Genomic DNA, 19,989 nt, shown 5'->3' on the forward strand with positions numbered 1-19,989 from the left:
TAAATGCTTTGATTAGAGCATATCTTCTTCTTATTGCCGCTGTTTAGTTGCCCTTTATTTATTAATTACTCTTACTTATCTGTCTTTTTCTCAATCTAACCCTATAGAGTGCTATAACGCTTATGACTGATTCTATTGCTCAGCTTACTATTATTCAGCCCGATGATTGGCACATTCATCTGCGAGATGATCAAGCATTAGCGACTACGGTTGCTCATGCAGCTACTAGTTTTAATCGGGTTATTTGTATGCCAAATTTAGTACCACCTGTCAAAACGACTACTGACGCACAGGCTTATCGAACGCGCATTATGCAGCATTTACAAGCTTGTGATATCCCAGCTGAGCGCAAGGCGACTTTTGATCCGCGTATGACCTTGTATATGACCGATCATACTAGTGCGCAAGATATCGAAGAGGCCGTAAAATCAGGCATCGTTCAAGCGGTCAAACTCTACCCTGCTGGTGCCACAACCAACTCAGCTGATGGCGTGACTAATATTAATGCGCTGGCTGATGTATTCGGCGCTATGGAAAAGTATCAATTGCCCTTATTATTGCATGGTGAAGTGACACAGGATCATGTCGATATTTTCGATCGTGAAAAGCGTTTTTTAGATGAAGTGTTAGTGCAAATTATAGCTAAATTCCCTGCATTAAAAATCGTTTTAGAGCATATTACTACTAGCGATGCCGCTGACTTTGTTTTAGCACAAGGTAATAACATTGCCGCAACTATTACTCCGCAGCACATGATGCTCAATCGTAATCATATGCTGTTAGGAGGCATTAAACCGCATCTATATTGCCTGCCTATTCTAAAGCGAGAGTCGCATCAAAAAGTGCTATTAGATGTCGCAACTAGTGGCAGTCCAAAGTTCTTTTTGGGCACAGACTCAGCACCGCATCCGACAGATAAGAAAGAAACGGCCTGTGGCTGTGCTGGCTGTTATAGCTCACCGACAGCGCTAGCTTTATACGCTACTGCCTTTGATAGTGTTGGCAAAATTGACAAGCTTGAAGGCTTTACCAGTCGCTTTGGTGCACAGTTCTATGGATTGCCTCTGAATACTGATACCGTAACTTTACTTAAATCACCTATGCAAATACCCACCTCTTATCCGTATTTTGATGGCTCAACACTTACTCCGTTGATGGCTGGTGAAACGCTACCTTGGTCGATTAAAGCCTAAACGTTTTAGTTGAGTTTAACTTTAGCCAAGCTTGGCTTAACTAAATTTGATAGGACGACTGGACTTGATAGTATGACTGACATATCGACAGTCTTTATACTCTTGATCTTTGATGTGCTATCAAGCTTTAGTATACTATTAAGCTTTAAAATTTTGACCTTTAAAATTTTGATTTATTATTACCGACAAAGTGATTTAACTGTCTATGAGTACCCAAAACGATACTATTAAACCTGCTGAAGTAGGCTCCGACAAGGTGTCAGTTGACAACGAGCAAACGGATCCTACCAAAGCAGAAGCTGATACACCTATGTCTTTGAAACAGCGCTTTCGTAAATTTTTGCCAGTCGTGGTTGATGTAGAAACCGCTGGTTTTAATGCACACACTGATGCACTGCTAGAGATTGCCTGTATTCCTATCCTACTCAATGAGCAAGGGGTGTTTTATCCAGGAGAGGCGCAAAATGCTCATATCGAACCTTTTGAAGGCGCTAATCTTGAACCGCGAGCTTTGGCATTCACAGGTATTGATCCTAATAATCCTATGCGTAAAGCGATTGCCGAAGACGAGAAGGCCGCACTACGACGCATCTTTAAAGGCTTGAAAGAAGTTCGAAAATCTGAAGAATGTCGTCAATGTGTGCTGATAGGTCATAATGCTCATTTTGATTTGGCATTTTTAAATGCCGCAGTAGTACGAACCAATAGCAAAAACCTTAACCCTTTTCACCAGTTCTCAGTATTTGATACCGTCACTTTATCTGCGTTAGCTTTTGGCCAAACTGTATTGGCACGCGCTTGTAAGGCTGCTGGGCTCGAATTTGATGGTAATGATGCACACTCAGCGCTTTATGATACGCAAAAAACAGCTGAATTATTTTGTCATATTCTAAATAACTATCCGATGCTGCCTAATGCGATGGTCGTTGAAGAAGCTGAAGCAGTAGTGACAGAGGACAACAACTCATAAACAGCAATTAGCTGAATATTACTTATAATAAAATGAAGTCGTTTATTATAATTGTTGTAGATTACTACGAGGGCTTCTCTAATGGAACTAGAACCACAACATATGTTATGGGGTACTATTATTGGTTATATGCTTCTTGCTATAACCATCAGTGCGTGCACTTCGCTATGGATTCGCCATCATTTAAAGAGTAAAAACTTACATCCACGCCGGGCCTTGAAAAAAAGGTATTTATTGCTAAAAAAACGTAGAAAAAAGCTTGACAGTAAACACAGACGCTATTAGAATGTGCACCTCTTCAGCATAAATGGTGAAAGCAGCTGAAGCGCTACTACTTTATTTATAGAGTAAATAGCTCCTAGTCCCCATCGTCTAGAGGCCTAGGACACCGCCCTTTCACGGCGGTAACGGGGGTTCGAATCCCCCTGGGGACGCCACATATAAAAGTATTATTGGTTTCAATGGTAATATTTTAAAACTCTGCAAAGTCTAACTGATTTTGCAGAGTTTTTTTTGCAACTAGATAAATCGCTTTACTACCAAATATTAAGAGTTACTGATTAATTAAAATTAATAAGCAATAAAAATCCAGCGTAATGCTGGATTTTTATTTTTCAACTTTAAATATTACAATATATCCATTCTCAACGATTTAGAACTTATCTGACAACATAAACCATAACAAGGTTAGTATTATAAGCGACCCTAATACAGTTTGAATCAAGAAAAAAGCTTGATGCTCGCCAACTACCTTACTCAAAGTTAAACCCAAAGCATTGTACTTTATGGGCTGACTATCATTATCACCGCTATCACCACTCATTTTTTGCTCTTCATAGTAGTCTTGTAAGACATCCAAAAATTGATGCCATTGATTGCTGGCCCACTCATAAGGCTTAAAGGGCATGAGTGCTTTTATCTTAGAGTCGCTAAGCATCCAGCGCTCAAGCGTCATTGAACGTAGCGACCACCCTGTAAATCGTCTTTTAGAAATTGCCGAAAAGCCTAGAGTCTGCATATCTTTATGGCGATCATCCATCAATATACGGTTTTTGAGATTCGTTAACGCCTGCTCTGAGCCTTCAATACACTGAAAAAAGTATCCATTGCCGTAGCAAAGTATTCCTGTTACGTCATCGGCTGTATTATTTTTTATAGCAGCCTTGGCGATATCATTAAGCGTACTCGCACCTGATAAGCCTATTGAGGTAATGCGACTTATATACACCAATTGATAAAGATCTGAGGTTTCTAAGATCGTCGGAGTAGTAGCTGATAACATTTGCCTCTCCTTAAAATATTCAATGACCTATGCCAATGATATTGGAAATAATATAGAGACAAGATTAGTAAGATCTAATGATGGCTTTATAAATTATCAGTATTTATTGTTATAGTTAATTGTATTAACTTGGTTACAGAATAGGGTATATTGTTAGACATTGCAAACAAATAGTTATAAATAGCAGAATACATTGTAACCAACTGATATTTATGCCTATATTTGTATTTCAGCAATATTATGGCAATAAAATAGTAATAATAGGGAGATAAAACAGAGAAAAAAAGATACTAGCTTTTAGACAAGCTAGTAATTGACTTGCATATTAATAATAGCAGTGATCAAGAGCGCATCATCAGGAAAGGTAAGCTTGATGTTTTGTCGACTGCCAGATATCAGTCGAATAGGAAGGTTGAGCTGTTCAAAAGCACTAGCCTCATCGGTAATATTAAAATTGTGTTTAGCGACTTGCGATAATACTTCTCGCAATTGGCCTAATCGAAATACCTGTGGTGTCTGTGCTTGCCATATACAACTACGATCGATAGTGGCTTGAGTATAGTAGCTATCGTTTTTAGAATGATCTGAAATAGATCGATTTGTTGATGTTAAAAAATGATTGTTTAAGAGATGATTACTTAAAAGAGGGTTATCAATTTTTTGCGATTGCTTAAGCGTATCTGCAGCTGGCACTGCTAATATAGCGCCATAAGGCTCACTCATAGCTGCTACTATAACTCGCTCAATATCTCTCGTTGGAACGCTGGGACGCGCAGCATCATGAATCAGAATCAGATCATCATCACCAGCGCCTTGCTCGATAATAGCGTCAACTCCCAAATGCACTGACTGCCAACGCTCAGCGCCACCTTGAGTGAAAGACACAGGCATAGCAAACGCTAACGTCTGTGCCCTAGTATCATCAGCAGCAATCACTAATAAACAGTGATCGATATAAGTACTCGTTGCCAACCTTGCCACACTGAGCTGTAATAAAGTCTGTCCACAAATATGCACATATTGCTTGGGTTTAGATGCACCAAAGCGGCTGCCACGACCTGCTGCGACAATCATACTGTGTACTTTGGGAACAGATTTATTATTAATAATATAGCCTTATTAAGATAATTTCAGCACTCTTACACCGATAAAAATACGGTTGGCTTAGAATGACTACTGACTACTGACTACTGTAGGTGAAGTAGATATTTGCACAAAAGTCTCATTAGGCTTAATAAGCCCTAAATCTAGACGAGCATGCTCCTCTACTGCCTCCAAGCCATTTTTGAGATCATGGACATCGGTACGTAGCAAGTCATTGGCAGCGACTTGATTGTCATTAGCTCGCTGCTGATCCTCAATCTGAGTTAACAGCTCACTATGCTCAAAGTGACCATTGCCACCTAGCCAGTACTGATATTGCAGTCCTAATAGTGCGGCAACCGCTAAGGCAAGTAACATAAACTGGCTAAAATACTTCATAAGCGTAAAATATCAACCGAAATAGTTTTTAGAGTATAGATTTATAGGATAAGTATGATGGGGTAAGCGATAAGAAACTACCTTGTATTTGATAATTTCTTATGCCAAATCTTCCCTTGTCCGTTAACCACGCAGACCGATAAATTCATCCGCACCGCGATAGCTGGCGCGCACTTGTTGCTCGATACGCAGTAGCTGATTGTACTTGGCGACACGATCTGAGCGGCATAATGAGCCTGTCTTGATTTGTCCAGCGGCAGTACCGACAGCCAAATCAGCGATAGTACTATCTTCCGTCTCACCTGAGCGGTGCGAGATAATAGTCGCATAGCCGTTATTTTTGGCTAAATAGATAGCATCCAAGGTCTCTGACAACGTACCGATTTGATTGAATTTAATCAAAATAGCATTAGCAATATGCTTGTCTATGCCTTCTTGCAAGATAGCAGGATTGGTCACAAATAAGTCATCACCGACGAGCTGCACTTTATCACCGATTTGCTCAGTCAAATACTTCCAGCCGTCCCAATCTGACTCATCAAGACCATCTTCGATAGAGATGATAGGATATTGACGAGCAAGGCCAACAAGATAGTCAGAGAAGCCTTGACTATCAAAGCTCTTATTGCCCTCGCCCGCTAAGATATATTTGCCGTCTTTATAAAACTCACTAGCAGCGCAATCAAGGGCTAAATGAATATCCTTGCCAGCTTTGTAACCGACTTGCTCAATGGCTTGCATGATAACCGTAATCGCTTCTTCGTTGCTACGCAGGTTGGGTGCAAAGCCACCTTCATCACCAACAGAGACACTTAATCCTTGTGATTTGAGTACTGACTTTAGACTATGGAAAATCTCAGTACCCGCACGTAACGCCTCTGAAAAGCTAGTAAAGCCAACAGGCTCAATCATAAACTCTTGGATATCAACCGTGTTATCCGCATGCTCGCCACCGTTTAAGATATTCATCATCGGTACAGGCATCGTCAGTGACGTCTGATTGCGCAGATTAGCAATATACTGATGCAGCGGCAGGTTTTGCGATTTTGCAGCCGCTTTAGCAGTCGCTAGTGAAACCGCTAGCATCGCATTAGCACCTAAACTATCTTTATTATCTGTGCCATCGAGCTTGATCATAGCGTCATCAATTTGCTGCTGCTCAGTCACATCTCTATCCATGAGCGCGCTACGGATCTGACTGTTGACATTAGCAACGGCTTTTTTGACCCCTTTGCCCATGTAGCGAGCTTGGTCGCCATCGCGTAGCTCTAAGGCTTCACGCGAGCCTGTTGAAGCACCACTTGGCGCAGCGGCGCGGCCTAATGTGCCATCCGCTAAGATGACGTCAGCTTCGATGGTTGGATTACCGCGCGAATCTAGAATCTCACGAGCACGAATGTCTTTAATTGCGGTGACGTTGTTAGTTTCTTCAGCATACATAATGTGGATTAATTCCTTTGGTCATGCCAAGTTTGTGGGATAAAAAGAGGAAGATTAAAACTAAAATGATTATAAAATAAGCTTATAGCTTTACCCTTTTATAGTAGCTATTACTGACATCAAAAGTATCGATGCTAGCGGGTATAAAAAACGAGCTATAGTGCTTGGCATCATAGCATAATTTTGCTTAAGAATGACTATCAACTATGACACTTTTGCTAAGCCTTACTTTTCTATTACAGGATCAGATACCGTATTATTTAATTCCACATCTGTTTTAAATCGCGTTAGACGCAGGGCGTTCATCAATACAGAAATAGAGCTCAGCGCCATAGCAGCGGCGGCTATCATCGGGTTTAAAAAGCCAAAGGCTGCTAATGGTATGCCCAAACAGTTATAAATAAAGGCGAAGAACAAGTTTTGTTTGATATTGCGTACCGTGGCTTGCGCAATTTTTTGAGCCGCATCGATATGCATCAGCGACTCACCCATCAGACGTGCTGAGGCACTGTGCTGTGCTACATCCGTTCCTTCAAACATCGCAAAGCTGGCATCAGCGGTTGCCATAGCTGGTGCGTCATTAACCCCATCTCCTGCCATCGCCACTTTGTGTCCTGCAGTCTGCAGCTTGGCGATGGCACTGGCTTTATCTCGGGGACTCATTCTGCCATAAGCGGCTTCGATGTTTAATTGAGCCGCAACATGATCAACGACCGACTGCTTATCGCCACTCATTAAGATTACAGTAGTACCTGCTGCTTGTAGAGCACTGATCGCCTGCGGAGTATCGCTTTTTAGATCGTCCGCTAGAGCAAATGCACCCAACGGCTCATCATTGATACTGACTGCTACCGTGCTAGCAATTTGCCATACTTTTGGCATCATTTTAGGTAAATTTAAATTGGCAAATTCAGCGGTACCGACTTTTACCACGCCAAGGCCTTCAATAGTAGCTTGAATGCCTGCGCCTTTGATCACACTGATATCAGTGACATTCAGTAAAGGCAATCCGTGCTCATGAGCGGCATTAATTAGTGCCGTAGCTAACGGATGGCTAGCATGTGCCTCAACACTGGCGGCGATTTGTAGTACGTCATTAGCGGCTAGAGATTTATCGACCATGACTTGATCTACGATAGTCGGTTTACCGATGGTTAGCGTTCCTGTCTTGTCTAGTACTACCGTATCGATATCGCCTGCCGCCTCCAGACTTTGCGCGTCTTTAAACCAAACCCCGTGACGCGCCGCCACGCCCATACCCGCCATAATTGCCGCTGGTGTAGCCAGACCTAAGGCGCAAGGACAGGCAATAACTAATACTGAAACTGCGTGCATCAAAGCGGTATCGACCATGCCAGTCAACCACCAAGTGATGCCGAAGGTTAATAGTGCAATAGCGACGACCACAGGTACAAAAATAGCAGTGACTTTATCAGCCAAACGCGCCAGCTTGGCTTTTGAGCCTTGAGCATCGCTCAGCGCTTGTACCATATCACCAAGCTTGGTATCACTACCCTTAGCAGCGACGCGATATAATAGACTACCGTTTTCCACCAGAGCTCCTGCCAATAAAGTATCACCCGCTACTTTTTTGAGTGGTACGGACTCACCTGTTAAGTGACTCTCATCAGACCAGCCACTACCCTCGATAACTATACCATCGGTTGCGACCCGACTGCCTTGCTTGGCACGCAAAATATCGTCTATCTGTACCTGTTGTAGCGCAACGTTAATAAACTCACCGTTAGGTTGCTGCTGCTCGACTTCATCTGGGGTCAACGATAATAATAAATCGATACTGTTCAGGCTATGCTTTTTGGTGCGCTCTTCTAGATACTTACCCGTACGCACAAAGGCTATGACCATAACCCCTGCTTCAAAATAAACCTCAGGGCCATGGTTAGCCATGCCTTGCATCATAGCGTCTGCACTACTATCACCATGAGTGAGCCAGATATAAGTCGAATAAGCCCAAATGGTCACGGTACCCATGACCACCAATACGTCCATATTAGCAAGGCCACCTTTGATAGACGCCCACGCACTACTATAAAACGGTAGTGCTAGACCAAACTGTACAATAGTCGCGAGTACAAACTGTATCCAAACTGGTGGCATCCATGCCATGCCAAAACCCGTTAGCATGCCTGCCATACCGACTAAAAACGGTAGCAGACAGATCCAAAGTCCAATCAAGCGCCAAGGCCACTTAGTTGCTGTATCTTCATCCGTTTGAGCAAATAGACTATCCCCTGCCTGCAAATTAGCGACAAAGCCAGTCTTATCGACCCACTCCTTGATTTGCTCTGGACTGGCCTGATTTGGATCATAATCAACATTGGCAGTCTCACCTGCAAAGTTGACGCTCACTTCATAGATAGAGGGCTTTTTATTCAACACTTTCTCTATTCGCGAGGCACAGGCTTGACATGACATACCATCAATTGCCAGTTGCAGATGCGCGCGCTGCGGCGACAGCTGATCCTGCTGCTCAATACCAGTTTCAACATCATAAGAATGATCGGTTGCACGATTAGAAGTAGTCATAGGTGAAACTCGTTATTTATTATATAAAAGAATATATTAATATATATCTTAGATGGCTGTCATTGACATTAATTCAAGAGACAAGTATTTACTAAAATTTATCTGCTAAAAAACCAGCCATGACAGCTGGTTTTATCTTATTGATTTGACAAATCAACAATTTATATTAAGTATTAGCAACGCTAGCATCAAAGCCTGCCTCATCAATAGCGGCAGCAATTTTTTCAGCGCTGGTTTTACTGTCATCAAAAGTGACGGTCGCTTGATTATTTGCAAGCTCAATACTGATATTATCTAATCCATCGATATCAGCTGTCGCGGTATGTACACTGGCAACACAGCCACCACAGGTCATGCCTTCGATATTAATAATTTGTGTTTGATTGGCCATTGTGGGCTCCTTATGATCATTGGTTTAGTCAATAGTTAAAAGTCTAAGTTTTCTCGTTTTTTAAGAGGTTCGTTTTATCAGATATTGTCTCTGTGAATGTATAACGCGCCCTAATGATTATATGCATTAATCATAGCGTGGGTTTTGTGGCGCATCGATAGGAAACGGCTGGGTAACATAATCCACCATGCTAATCGCGGCGGTAAAAGCGTGAATACTCGTATCGGTATCGTCATAGCGAATTAGCGCGATATTAGTAGCAGCGTCAAGATCAATCGCTTTAACGCCAGTAATATTTTTGAGAGCGACCATCACGCTATCTAAACCTTCAGCATCATCGATATTTTCGATACTAACTTGAGCCACTTTAATCGCCATGATCCTATCCTTTTATGATTACCTGATAAATCTCTAAGTTAGCAAGTATATAAGTTCTTAGCTATTTAAGTTCTTAGCTATTTAAATTATTGCGTATCTAAAACCTCAAAGCCTTTTACTAGCTCATCAAGTTGCTTTAATTGCTTTAAAAACGGCTCTAACTGGCTCATACGTAGCGCACAGGGACCATCACACTTTGCAGTCTCAGGACTCGGATGCGCCTCTAAAAACAGCCCTGCAAGCCCCGTTGCCATACCAGCGCGCGCAAGGGTAGTAATCTGCTCACGACGACCTCCAGCGCTATCGCTACGTCCACCTGGCTGCTGCAGACTATGCGTCACATCAAAGAATACAGGTACATCCATCTGCTTCATAGTATCAAAGCCCAGCATATCGACCACTAGATTATTATAACCAAAGCTACTTCCGCGCTCGCACAAGATAAGCTTGTCATTGCCTGCTTCAAGGCACTTATTCATAATATGGCGCATCTCGTGCGGCGCTAAAAACTGTGCTTTTTTGATGTTAATAATCGCGCCTGTTTTGGCCATCGCCTCTACCAAATCTGTCTGACGGGATAAGAACGCAGGCAGTTGAATGATATCAGCAACTTCAGCAACAGGCTGTGCTTGATAGGGCTCATGGACATCGGTAATAATTGGCACGCCGTATTTTTCTTTGATTTGACCCAGCCAATCAATGCCTTTATCCAACCCAGGGCCACGAAATGAGGTCAGGCTTGAACGATTGGCTTTATCAAAACTGGCTTTGAACACATAGTCGATCTGTAGGCGCTCACAGATATCGATATACTGTTCAGCAATCTCAAAAGCCAGCTCCTTAGACTCCAGAACGTTCATCCCGCCAAATAACACAAAGGGCTGATCGTTACCAATAGTGATAGCACTATCGCCACTAGGAGTACTAAGCTGAATATGTGATTGTGCGGTTAATAAATTATCCATAAAAGTGATCCTGTTTATTGTTATTAGTCAGTGTAGCTTATTTAATGCCTATAGCTATTGTAACGGATAGCATGATTAAAAAAAGGGGGTAGACGTAACTTTACGATAAACCATAACGTAAAAAAGACCGATCCGTAGATCAGTCTTTTTTACGTTACTTAGCTTTACTTAAGCTTTACTTAGCAGCGCTATAATTTTTAGCCGCTTTTACAAAGCTGTTAAATAACGGATGACCACCACGTGGTGAGCTAGTGAATTCTGGGTGGAACTGCACCCCGATAAACCAAGGATGCTCGGCGATCTCAACGGACTCAACCAGATGCTGCTTGGCAGAATAGCCAGAGATAGTCATACCCGCTTGCTCTAATGGCTCGATATAACGATTATTCATCTCATAACGATGGCGATGACGCTCAGTGATATTGGTTGCGCCGTAGATTTGGCTCAGCTTACTACCAGCCACTAATTCTGCTTGCTGAGCGCCAAGACGCATCGTACCACCAAGGTCTGAATCATCAGAACGTATCTGCAACTCGCCGCGCTCATCTAACCACTCAGTAATCAGGCCAATAATAGGCTCAGCGGTCTTACGATCAAACTCAGAGGAGTTGGCATTGATGTTAAGCACATTACGCGCATATTCAATAACAGCCAATTGCATCCCTAGGCAGATACCTAGATACGGAACATTATTCTCGCGAGCATAAGTAATCGCTTTAATCTTACCTAGCGTACCGCGCTCACCAAAGCCGCCTGGTACTAAGATCGCATCGGCTTGCTGCAATCGCGCTAACAAGCTGTCATCATCCTCTAAATGCTCAGCATCGATATAATCGATAGTGACATCCGCTTTATGAGTGATACCCGCATGCAATAATGCTTCGTTGATAGACTTATAAGCGTCAGGCAACTCAACGTACTTACCGACCATAGCGACCGTAACCGTCGATTCAGGGTTAAGCTGAGCATCAACGACTTTATCCCAATCGCTCAAATCCGCCTCTGGCAAATCAAGACCAAAGCGCTCACAAATCAAATCGTCTAAGTCTTGCTCGTAGAGAGTGCGTGGAATTTGATAAATGCTCTTGGCATCCTCACACATGATGACTGCGCGCTCTTCGACATTAGTAAATAGTGAAATCTTACGACGGTTATCTAATGAGATTTTATGCTCAGAGCGACAGATTAAGATATCAGGTTGCAAGCCAATAGAGCGCAGCTCTTTGACAGAATGCTGAGTCGGCTTAGTTTTAGTCTCGCCAGCACTGGCAATATAAGGAACTAGCGTTAAATGCATCAGCATGGCTTTATTACGGCCAAGCTCTACTTGCATCTGACGCACTGCCTCCATAAATGGTAAGGATTCAATATCACCAACCGTACCGCCAATCTCGATAATGGCCACATCATAGCCCTCACCACTGGCTAAAATTTTGCTTTTAATCTCATCCGTAATATGTGGGATAACTTGTACGGTACCGCCTAAATACTCACCACGACGCTCTTTGTTCAAGACGTTTTGATAAATACGGCCACTGGTAAAGTTATTGCTTTTACTCATCTTAGAGTGACGTAAAAAACGCTCGTAATAACCCAAGTCCAAATCGGTCTCAGCACCATCGGCCGTCACAAACACTTCACCATGCTGAAAAGGACTCATGGTGCCTGGATCGACGTTAATATATGGATCCATTTTGGTCATTGTGACATTGACGCCACGCGCTTCTAATATGGCAGCTAAGGAGGCTGCGGTAATACCTTTTCCTAGCGAGGACACTACCCCACCGGTCACAAATATAAACTTGGTCATAGCACTCTGTCAGTAATTGGTAAAGAAGGATTTTACTAAAAATACGCCATAAAATATAGAGCAAAACTCAAACTGGGCTAAATAGTTCAGGTTTAGTCACTGATAACGGTAATAAACTTGTCAATAATCTATGCCCAGCTTAGCTGTAGACTCATTATAAATCAATAAGTCAAAAACTCACCTCGAAGGATGAGTTTTTGACTTAACCTTTGATGAGCATAATACTAAAACAAGTATTCTAACCCGCCACCGATAGCCATGACATCAGCATCAGTACCATTAAGGTCAGCTGAGTTATAGCCTGCGTAACCATGAGCAATGATATTGTCTTTGTAAGCGTATTTAGCACCTACTACCAGCTGATCTGAATCAAAATCTGTCATACCGCCAATATTTTTAGTAGTGTCATACTGCACGTAAGCAACGGTTGGATGATTGAAATTATCCAAATTCATCTGCGCACTTACTGCTAATCCCTTTTCTTTATCAAGACCTTGGTAGTCAGCCTGTTGGTATAAAACGCCCAAAGTAACAGGATAGCTAGTATAAGCATCAAGATTGACAGTTCCGCTACCACGCAATATATCACCATCAATACTCATGTCTTGATCATAAGCGATACCTACCGTCACGCCTAAGTCTGCATCAAACAACATTGAGGCGCCAAACCCGCTACTCTTATCATTATCAAAGCTCTCATCAGCACCGTATTGCAGGGCTAGCTCTAATGGCAAGCTCTCATATTTGGGAGCAATCCAGACAATCGAATTATTAATACGATCACCATCTGTAAGGGTCAAAGCATTGGTGATCGAATCATCTTCATTAACGCCGCTGGCACCGATATTATCCCAGTAGCCTTCATTGACGCTGACATTATTGACATAGTCAGTAACGGAATAGTTACGGCCAAAACGAAACTCACCATACTTTTTATTGAGTAGACCTAGATAGGTGTCTCGACTTGTAAAAGCTGGCTCATTACTTTCATTACCATCAACAGCGATGCCGTACTCTAACTGATAGATCACATCAGTATTGATCGTTACTGCTTCAGATCCTCTAAAGCCGATACGTGATATTGTTGAGTTGATCTGAACAGAGTCGCTGCTAGAGTCTGTACGACTATTAGCGACATTATTATCATAATCTAAATCAATATCGACATAATCAATAGTAACGAAAGCTTTGCCATATATTGTTGGTGCTGCTTGCACAGTAGCTATAGATGATGCTGCAATGGCTGAGGCCAAAAATAATTTTTTCATAGATAGTCTCCCTAATATAGTGTTGGTGTTAAAAGACACTAAAACTAACACTAGCTATTGCTTATAGCATAAGCGCATTATAAATTTAGTACTAGATATTGAATTATTATATAAGGCTTATACAAAAAAACTCACCTTGAGAGGTGAGTTTTTATGATGAATGTTAAATACTAAATTCTAAATTAGAATTTATATTCTAGACCACCACCTGCTGCGAACAAGTCATAATCTTCACCAACAACATTATCAGCTGAGTTTTGACCAACATAGGCATGAGCAATCATATTGCTTCTGAACTGATACTCACCACCGACAACGATCTGATCTGAATCAGCGCCATCAAAGCCACGTACGTCAGAGGTATTGTTGTATTGAACATAAACAGCAGCTGGCTTAGCAAAGTTGTTTAGGCCCATTTTCGCACTAACAACAAAGCCCTTTTCTTTCTCGTCGCCTCTACCACCCATTTTGTTGCTGTCATCGAAGTCAGCAACTTGATAGAGACCACCTACAGTCACAGGATAAGCGATGTATTTGCTCATATCGACAGTAGCAGTACCACGGATAAGATCACCGTCTAAGTTAACGTCGTTATCATAAGCAACACCAAAAGTGATACCAGCACCAGCGTCAAACATCGCTGCTGCCGCAAAACCTGCATCAGTGTCGCCAGGAAGGTCATCTAATGACTCATTAGCTTTATACATAAGCGCAACATCTAATGGTAGGCCATTGTACTTAGGCGCTTTCCAAACCACTGAGTTATCACGACGACCGCTGTCAGTCATGTTGATACCGTTCTCATTTTCTTCAAGCTGGTTAGAACCTAAGTTATCCCAAAAACCACTACCAGAAGTGATAACGTTGTTTACATAATCAACAACTGAAGTGTTACGACCGAAGCGGAATTCACCATAGCTATCGTTTTTGAAACCTAGATAAGTATCACGGCTTTTGAAAGCGATATTAGCATCATCATCAGCACCATTGTTACCATCAATATTGATACCTACTTCATACTGATAGATAACATCAGTATTAGCAGTAATAGCTTCAGCACCTTTAAAGCCTAAGCGTGAAGAATATGAGTTAATTTGTACTGAATCTTCATCTTTGTTAATAGCACTAATTTCATCATCTACATTAACATAGTCCATACCAACGAATGCTTTACCATAAATAGTCGGTGCGGCATTAGCTGCAGATACAGATAGAGCAGCAATGGCTGTAGCTAAAAGTAGTTTTTTCATGGGTATATCTCCACTTCACAATTTTAGTAATGAGCGCGCTATTATTAGCTGTTACTCACAATGGTATCGTCACAAATCCTCAAAGATATAATGTGTAACTGGCTACCGAGATTAGTCAGAAACAAGTATGGCAGAGGTTTATTACGGTAAGATGAAAAAACTAACCTTTACATAAACTGAATCAGAAACATTTAAGCTAATGTAATCAATATGTAAAATTTGGCATTAATCATTCTATTGCGTAACATCCGTTACCAAACTCATACTTCAGCTACAAGCATAACAACTTTGACATAATTTGCAATATATTTTTTGGTATTTATTATCATAAATAGCTCAGAGTCACTGCTAGTATTACTGTCAACAAAAATCGCCATCCACAAAAACATCTCTACCTTATTAAAAAGATAGAGATGCAGTTTATCTAAACAACTAATTTAGTAATACAAACTAGTTATTAGCATTATCTACAGATTTTTGCCATAAATAGATGACCTAATTCATAGGTTGTCTTATTTACAGACTACCTTTGAGCTCACGACGAGCATGGTGTAGCAGTGGCTCGGTATAGCCGCTTGGCTGTGTACGACCTTTGAATACTAAGTCGCAAGCCGCTTTGAAAGCGATAGAGCTCTCAAAATCTGGTGCCATAGGCTGATATTCAGGATCATCAGCATTTTGACCATCGACAACTTTTGCCATACGCTTCATGACTTCCATAACCTGCTCTTCGCTGACAATATTATGATGCAGCCAGTTGGCTATATGCTGACTTGAGATACGCAAAGTGGCGCGATCCTCCATTAAGCCAACATCATTGATATCTGGCACTTTTGAACAACCAACGCCTTGATTGACCCAACGCACAACATACCCTAAGATACCTTGTGCATTGTTCTCAACCTCTTGTTGCTTCTCTTCATCGCTCCAGTTACCGTCTGTCGTCAAGGGAATCGTCAAAATATCATCGACATTGGCGCGACTACGAGACTTGAGCTTGTCTTGGACATCTTTTACGTTCACTTGATGGTAGTGCATGGCGTGTAGCGTTGCCCCTGTTGGTGAGGGTACCCAAGCAGTACTAGCACCAGCTTGAGGATGCGCAGCTTTAGTATCCATCATTTCCTGCATTTCATCTGGTTTTGCCCACATACCTTTACCAATTTGAGCTCGACCTTGTAGACCGACTTCTAAACCAACATCGACGTTCCACTGCTCATAAGCGGGTTGCCATGCTTGTGACTTCATATCTCCTTTACGAACAAATGCCCCTGCATTCATGCTCGTGTGCATCTCATCACCAGTACGGTCCAAAAAGCCTGTATTAATGAAAATGACGCGATCTTTAGCTTGGCGAATGGCTTCTTTTAGGTTGACCGTCATGCGACGTTCTTCATCCATAATGCCAATTTTGATAGTATTGCGCTCAAGACCTAATAAGTCCTCTGATGCATTGAACAAATCATTAGCCATTTTGACTTCATCAGGACCATGCATTTTTGGCTTGACGATATACATAGAGCCTTTACGTGAATTTGATAGCGCACTCTTACCTTTGAGGTCATTGAGGCTCAATAACGGCGTTACTAGAGCATCCATCATGCCTTCAAATATCTCCTCAGAGCCATTACCCAAGTCGACTAAGATAGCTGGATTCTGCATCAAATGACCGACATTACGGATGAGTAATAGTGAACGACCAGGAAGAATCAACTCACTACCATCTGGAGCAGTATAAGTACGATCTGGGTTTTGCTTACGCGTACGAGTCTTGCCACCTTTTTCAAAGGTTTCTTGCAAGTCACCATTCATAAGACCAAACCAGTTGCGATAAACTTCAACTTTCTCCTCGGCGTCGACTGCTGCGATAGAGTCTTCGCAATCTTGAATGGCAGTAATGGCTGATTCGAGTAGGACGTCTTTGATACCAGCAGCATCGTCTTTGCCAATTGGGCTATTACTATCTATTTGAATCTCGGCATGCAAGTTATTATTTTTCAGCAATATGCCAGTTGGCTGACTCGCTTCACCAACGTAACCTGCAAATTTACTAGGATCTGCTAATTCAATGTGATTATCACCTTGGATAACCTCAAGCTTACCTTCTACTACTTTAAAGCCTGTAACGTCGTTGTATGAGCCTGACGCTAACGCGAAGTGCTCGTCTAAAAACTGCTTAGCGTAAGCGACTACTGCTGAACCGCGAGTCGGATTGTAACCGCCTTTAGCTTCTTGACCGTTTTCACTGCCAATCACATTAGTACCATACAGTGCATCGTACAGACTTCCCCAACGCGCATTGGTTGCATTTAAGGCGTAGCGAGCGTTGCGGACAGGTACGACTAACTGCGGACCTGCAATATGTGCAATTTCGTCATCGACGTTTTCAGTTGAGACTTGGAAAGCCTCGCCCTCAGGTAGCAAATAACCAATATCTTGCAAAAACTGCTTGTACGCCTCAAAATCAATTTTGCCGTTTTCAGTAGGGTTGTCCAGATGCCATTGATCAATCTGCTCCTGCATCTCGTCACGCGTCGCTAATAATGCTTTGTTACGTGGGGTGAACTCCTTGACGATCTTCTCAAAACCTGACCAATAGCTTTCTGAATCCATACCAACTTTTGGAAGTACCTCGTTTTCGATAAAGTCATACAGTTGTTGATCGATTGCAAGAATACCCTTTTGGATACGATTGTTTTGAGAAGTCTGGCTCATAGTGGTGTCCTTATCTATACATGAGAAGTATTAATAGTAATTTATAGCGCTAACGGTACAAACTTACCATTATTAAGAGCAATTATTGGTAACAACAATTAAGTAGTAATGAAACGATTATCAATAGTAAGACAATATTGCACAAAAGCAAAATGCATCCTACTATCAAATAAAGAAATAAACAATAAATAGGTATTCACTAGATAAATAGTGAAGTTTTATAAATTTTATAATTGAGAGTGCGTATACCTTTGATTCTATAGTAGCAGATCAATGAGCAAGTGACTTGGGCGTCTAGATAAACTGTAAGTAATCATTACGGTTTGCTGTTATCTGCACTTCACTTATACTTTGAAAAACTAACAGACCTTAGTCAAGGCTGATATAATTAATATAAATCACCTTTACCTTGTTAATAAAGCTTGGCCAAATTATGACTCAGAACCACGTTACAGCCGCAAAAATGTTAACTGATGATCTGCAATTACAGTCCATTGCTAAGACATCCATCGATAAAACGTCTGTCGATAAAATATCTATAAATAAAGCTCCTGATAAATCTTTTGACGATAGCGTTGACATTACTCAACTGCGCACACCGCTAAAAGTAGATCTGTCTGATATTTATGCGTTTTTGGGGTGCCGTACTAGCCAGTCTTGGGTAGAGCAAGCCCTAGCTAACTTACCACTGATCATTCAAGATCATGCAAATTGTGAAAAAAAGGCAGCAGGTACCGCAATGAACCTTATGTTTCGTTACGAGTTTGCCTATGACTTACAGTGCAAGCTTGCGCAATTGGTGCGTGAAGAGATGCTGCACTATGAGCAAGTGCTAGGGATTATGGCGGATCGCGGGCAGGAGTGGCAGTATTTGAGTGCGGGACGCTATGCCAAAGGTATGCTCAAACATAAACGCACCTTTGAGCCTGCGGCAATGGTAGATGTATTAATAATAGGGGCATTTATTGAGGCTCGCTCTTGTGAGCGTTTTGCTGCCTTAGCTGAGGTCATAGATGACGCGCGCTTAGAAAAATATTACCGGTATTTATTAAAGTCTGAGAGTCGTCATTTCAAGGACTATCTGGCACTAGCTCAGTCTTTATCTGAAGACAATATCGATGAGCGTGTGGCCTTATTTAGAGAAGTAGAAAGTGAGCTGATATCGAGTCCTGATGATGAGTTACGTTTCCATAGTGGCACGCCAGCTTAAAACGCGTCAACTTTAGTCTTTGACGGCATAAAAAAAGCAATGAGTAAAAACCGATAAAAGCTCCACTCATTGCTTCTTTGTATCAATCACAAACCAATTGCAATTCGTTACTTACGCTGCGTTATTTGTCACGGGTCGCGTCGGTATCATACTGCTTATTATGCTTAGCAATATTATGCGGATCATGATCTTCGGTAACACGTTCGGCCGCTGCTGGGTTGACTTTCTGTAGGGCATCATCTGGGACAATACCTTTGTTATCATTAGCATCCCTTAACTTATAGCTCTCATCTGTCGTATTTAACTCTTTATCTTGGTCATCAGGGGTAGTCATAGCTTATCCTTACAAAAATTTGTTAGTCATAATCTTAGAGCCGTTGCTACTGATAGCAAGTACATATTAATCTTTTTGATCAGGATTCAAAATACGGGTTTGCGCATTATCGACACTGGCGTAGCGATTCATATTATTGATACCTTCGCTTTTAGGTGCTTCGCTACCGACTGTCTCATCATTAATGCCTTCATCAAACGCTGTACTGCCTTGTTGATCGCGACGATCAGGCTGACGTGCTGGGTTGTCGCCATCATTAACATGCTTGGTATCTAGCACTTCATCTTCAAAAGTATCTGTATAGTTGGTAACAGAGGTTTCAGATTCTAGTTCATCATGATTATAAGCAGGCATAGGCTTCTTGACCGCCTCGTTATGATTAATGACATCTCGCTGGGCCAGCTCTTCATCTACAACTGTCTTCTCTAATGGATCTTCATGAACAACGCTCTCACCAGCTATCTGTCTTTGAGTGCTTCTGTTAGCCATACTAGCATCAATAGGATCATCTAAGTTTTTAAAATCATCAATCAAGCTTGAGCCTATTACTGTCTCTTGCAGCGTTTGCGTGCCCTTTCTTTCTTCTTCCGCATGAGCAGCAGATTTGTGAGTATGGTCATGATGTTCAGAGGTAGTATCAGTAATAATCTCTGCTATGGTGTCATGACTACTGATTGGCGTTTTGGTTAATGCAGGATCTTTGGTTTCCATTTTATTATCCTTAATAAGCTACAAATATTTAGTGGACGAGCAG

Annotated in this window: 17 protein-coding genes and 1 tRNA gene; 4 read left to right on the top strand and 14 right to left on the bottom strand. The window is 41.8% G+C overall.

What is annotated here, in order from left to right:
- Nucleotides 1-122 precede the first annotated feature (122 nt).
- The 3 genes from pyrC (at nucleotide 123) to Q9G97_RS09600 (ending at nucleotide 2,600) form a co-directional block, all read left to right on the top strand.
- Nucleotides 123-1,193, top strand: coding sequence for a dihydroorotase (gene pyrC / locus Q9G97_RS09590; RefSeq protein WP_201569759.1), 1,071 nt, complete (start codon nucleotides 123-125; stop codon nucleotides 1,191-1,193).
- A gap of 205 nt (nucleotides 1,194-1,398) precedes the next feature.
- Complete coding sequence (gene rnt / locus Q9G97_RS09595) at nucleotides 1,399-2,163, top strand: ribonuclease T (RefSeq protein ID WP_371747873.1); 765 nt, start codon at nucleotides 1,399-1,401, stop codon at nucleotides 2,161-2,163.
- Between the two features lie 361 nt (nucleotides 2,164-2,524).
- Nucleotides 2,525-2,600, top strand: a tRNA-Glu gene (locus tag Q9G97_RS09600).
- A gap of 215 nt (nucleotides 2,601-2,815) precedes the next feature.
- Here the strand turns inward: Q9G97_RS09600 and Q9G97_RS09605 are convergent.
- From Q9G97_RS09605 to Q9G97_RS09660, 12 genes are all read right to left on the bottom strand, one after another.
- Entirely contained in the window at nucleotides 2,816-3,445 is a 630-nt protein-coding gene (locus tag Q9G97_RS09605) for a BLUF domain-containing protein (RefSeq protein ID WP_305898625.1), read from the bottom strand.
- 306 nt (nucleotides 3,446-3,751) lie between these two features.
- The gene (locus Q9G97_RS09610) at nucleotides 3,752-4,519 is read right to left on the bottom strand and encodes a 2-C-methyl-D-erythritol 4-phosphate cytidylyltransferase (RefSeq protein WP_305898626.1); all 768 of its coding nucleotides are present in this window, start codon (nucleotides 4,517-4,519) and stop codon (nucleotides 3,752-3,754) included.
- 99 nt (nucleotides 4,520-4,618) lie between these two features.
- A complete protein-coding gene (locus tag Q9G97_RS09615) occupies nucleotides 4,619-4,927 on the bottom strand; it encodes a septum formation initiator family protein (protein WP_201569766.1) in 309 nt (102 codons plus the stop codon).
- Between the two features lie 123 nt (nucleotides 4,928-5,050).
- Nucleotides 5,051-6,367, bottom strand: coding sequence for a phosphopyruvate hydratase (gene eno / locus Q9G97_RS09620; protein WP_305898627.1), 1,317 nt, complete (start codon nucleotides 6,365-6,367; stop codon nucleotides 5,051-5,053).
- A 225-nt stretch (nucleotides 6,368-6,592) separates the two neighbouring features.
- A complete protein-coding gene (locus tag Q9G97_RS09625; RefSeq protein ID WP_305898628.1) occupies nucleotides 6,593-8,914 on the bottom strand; it encodes a cation-translocating P-type ATPase in 2,322 nt (773 codons plus the stop codon).
- Between the two features lie 166 nt (nucleotides 8,915-9,080).
- Nucleotides 9,081-9,305 carry a heavy-metal-associated domain-containing protein gene (locus tag Q9G97_RS09630; protein WP_201569772.1) on the bottom strand — a complete coding sequence of 75 codons (225 nt, stop codon included), beginning with the start codon at nucleotides 9,303-9,305 and terminating at the stop codon, nucleotides 9,081-9,083.
- A gap of 126 nt (nucleotides 9,306-9,431) precedes the next feature.
- Entirely contained in the window at nucleotides 9,432-9,683 is a 252-nt protein-coding gene (locus Q9G97_RS09635; protein ID WP_201569773.1) for a hypothetical protein, read from the bottom strand.
- An 86-nt stretch (nucleotides 9,684-9,769) separates the two neighbouring features.
- Complete coding sequence (kdsA, locus tag Q9G97_RS09640; protein ID WP_305898629.1) at nucleotides 9,770-10,648, bottom strand: 3-deoxy-8-phosphooctulonate synthase; 879 nt, start codon at nucleotides 10,646-10,648, stop codon at nucleotides 9,770-9,772.
- Nucleotides 10,649-10,823: 175 nt separating this feature from the next.
- Entirely contained in the window at nucleotides 10,824-12,458 is a 1,635-nt protein-coding gene (locus Q9G97_RS09645) for a CTP synthase (protein ID WP_305898630.1), read from the bottom strand.
- 224 nt (nucleotides 12,459-12,682) lie between these two features.
- A complete protein-coding gene (locus tag Q9G97_RS09650) occupies nucleotides 12,683-13,726 on the bottom strand; it encodes a porin (protein WP_305898631.1) in 1,044 nt (347 codons plus the stop codon).
- Nucleotides 13,727-13,908: 182 nt separating this feature from the next.
- Nucleotides 13,909-14,976, bottom strand: a complete 1,068-nt coding sequence (locus Q9G97_RS09655) for a porin (RefSeq protein WP_305898632.1) — start codon at nucleotides 14,974-14,976, stop codon at nucleotides 13,909-13,911.
- A 516-nt stretch (nucleotides 14,977-15,492) separates the two neighbouring features.
- Complete coding sequence (locus Q9G97_RS09660) at nucleotides 15,493-17,691, bottom strand: malate synthase G (protein ID WP_305898633.1); 2,199 nt, start codon at nucleotides 17,689-17,691, stop codon at nucleotides 15,493-15,495.
- A 433-nt stretch (nucleotides 17,692-18,124) separates the two neighbouring features.
- Here Q9G97_RS09660 and Q9G97_RS09665 point away from each other — a divergent pair, with 433 nt between their 5' ends.
- Complete coding sequence (locus tag Q9G97_RS09665) at nucleotides 18,125-18,901, top strand: tRNA-(ms[2]io[6]A)-hydroxylase (RefSeq protein ID WP_305898634.1); 777 nt, start codon at nucleotides 18,125-18,127, stop codon at nucleotides 18,899-18,901.
- Nucleotides 18,902-19,022: 121 nt separating this feature from the next.
- Here Q9G97_RS09665 and Q9G97_RS09670 read toward each other — a convergent pair whose 3' ends face one another.
- Entirely contained in the window at nucleotides 19,023-19,235 is a 213-nt protein-coding gene (locus Q9G97_RS09670; protein ID WP_305898635.1) for a hypothetical protein, read from the bottom strand.
- A 66-nt stretch (nucleotides 19,236-19,301) separates the two neighbouring features.
- Entirely contained in the window at nucleotides 19,302-19,946 is a 645-nt protein-coding gene (locus Q9G97_RS09675) for a hypothetical protein (RefSeq protein WP_227680240.1), read from the bottom strand.
- Nucleotides 19,947-19,989 lie beyond the last annotated feature (43 nt).

This window comes from Psychrobacter sp. M13 (assembly GCF_030718935.1).
Classification (GTDB): domain Bacteria; phylum Pseudomonadota; class Gammaproteobacteria; order Pseudomonadales; family Moraxellaceae; genus Psychrobacter; species Psychrobacter immobilis_G.

Bases quoted from the DNA above. Each gene is read 5' to 3' on its own strand.
- Q9G97_RS09670 (WP_305898635.1), bottom strand. From the start codon at position 19,235: ATGACTACCCCTGATGACCAAGATAAAGAGTTAAATACGACAGATGAG.
- Q9G97_RS09645 (WP_305898630.1), bottom strand. From the start codon at position 12,458: ATGACCAAGTTTATATTTGTGACCGGTGGGGTAGTGTCCTCGCTAGGA.
- Q9G97_RS09605 (WP_305898625.1), bottom strand. From the start codon at position 3,445: ATGTTATCAGCTACTACTCCGACGATCTTAGAAACCTCAGATCTTTAT.
- eno (WP_305898627.1), bottom strand. From the start codon at position 6,367: ATGTATGCTGAAGAAACTAACAACGTCACCGCAATTAAAGACATTCGT.
- Q9G97_RS09625 (WP_305898628.1), bottom strand. From the start codon at position 8,914: ATGACTACTTCTAATCGTGCAACCGATCATTCTTATGATGTTGAAACT.
- Q9G97_RS09665 (WP_305898634.1), top strand. From the start codon at position 18,125: ATGACTCAGAACCACGTTACAGCCGCAAAAATGTTAACTGATGATCTG.
- rnt (WP_371747873.1), top strand. From the start codon at position 1,399: ATGAGTACCCAAAACGATACTATTAAACCTGCTGAAGTAGGCTCCGAC.
- Q9G97_RS09615 (WP_201569766.1), bottom strand. From the start codon at position 4,927: ATGAAGTATTTTAGCCAGTTTATGTTACTTGCCTTAGCGGTTGCCGCA.
- Q9G97_RS09610 (WP_305898626.1), bottom strand. From the start codon at position 4,519: ATGATTGTCGCAGCAGGTCGTGGCAGCCGCTTTGGTGCATCTAAACCC.
- Q9G97_RS09630 (WP_201569772.1), bottom strand. From the start codon at position 9,305: ATGGCCAATCAAACACAAATTATTAATATCGAAGGCATGACCTGTGGT.
- Q9G97_RS09635 (WP_201569773.1), bottom strand. From the start codon at position 9,683: ATGGCGATTAAAGTGGCTCAAGTTAGTATCGAAAATATCGATGATGCT.
- Q9G97_RS09675 (WP_227680240.1), bottom strand. From the start codon at position 19,946: ATGGAAACCAAAGATCCTGCATTAACCAAAACGCCAATCAGTAGTCAT.
- pyrC (WP_201569759.1), top strand. From the start codon at position 123: ATGACTGATTCTATTGCTCAGCTTACTATTATTCAGCCCGATGATTGG.
- Q9G97_RS09655 (WP_305898632.1), bottom strand. From the start codon at position 14,976: ATGAAAAAACTACTTTTAGCTACAGCCATTGCTGCTCTATCTGTATCT.
- Q9G97_RS09660 (WP_305898633.1), bottom strand. From the start codon at position 17,691: ATGAGCCAGACTTCTCAAAACAATCGTATCCAAAAGGGTATTCTTGCA.
- Q9G97_RS09650 (WP_305898631.1), bottom strand. From the start codon at position 13,726: ATGAAAAAATTATTTTTGGCCTCAGCCATTGCAGCATCATCTATAGCT.
- kdsA (WP_305898629.1), bottom strand. From the start codon at position 10,648: ATGGATAATTTATTAACCGCACAATCACATATTCAGCTTAGTACTCCT.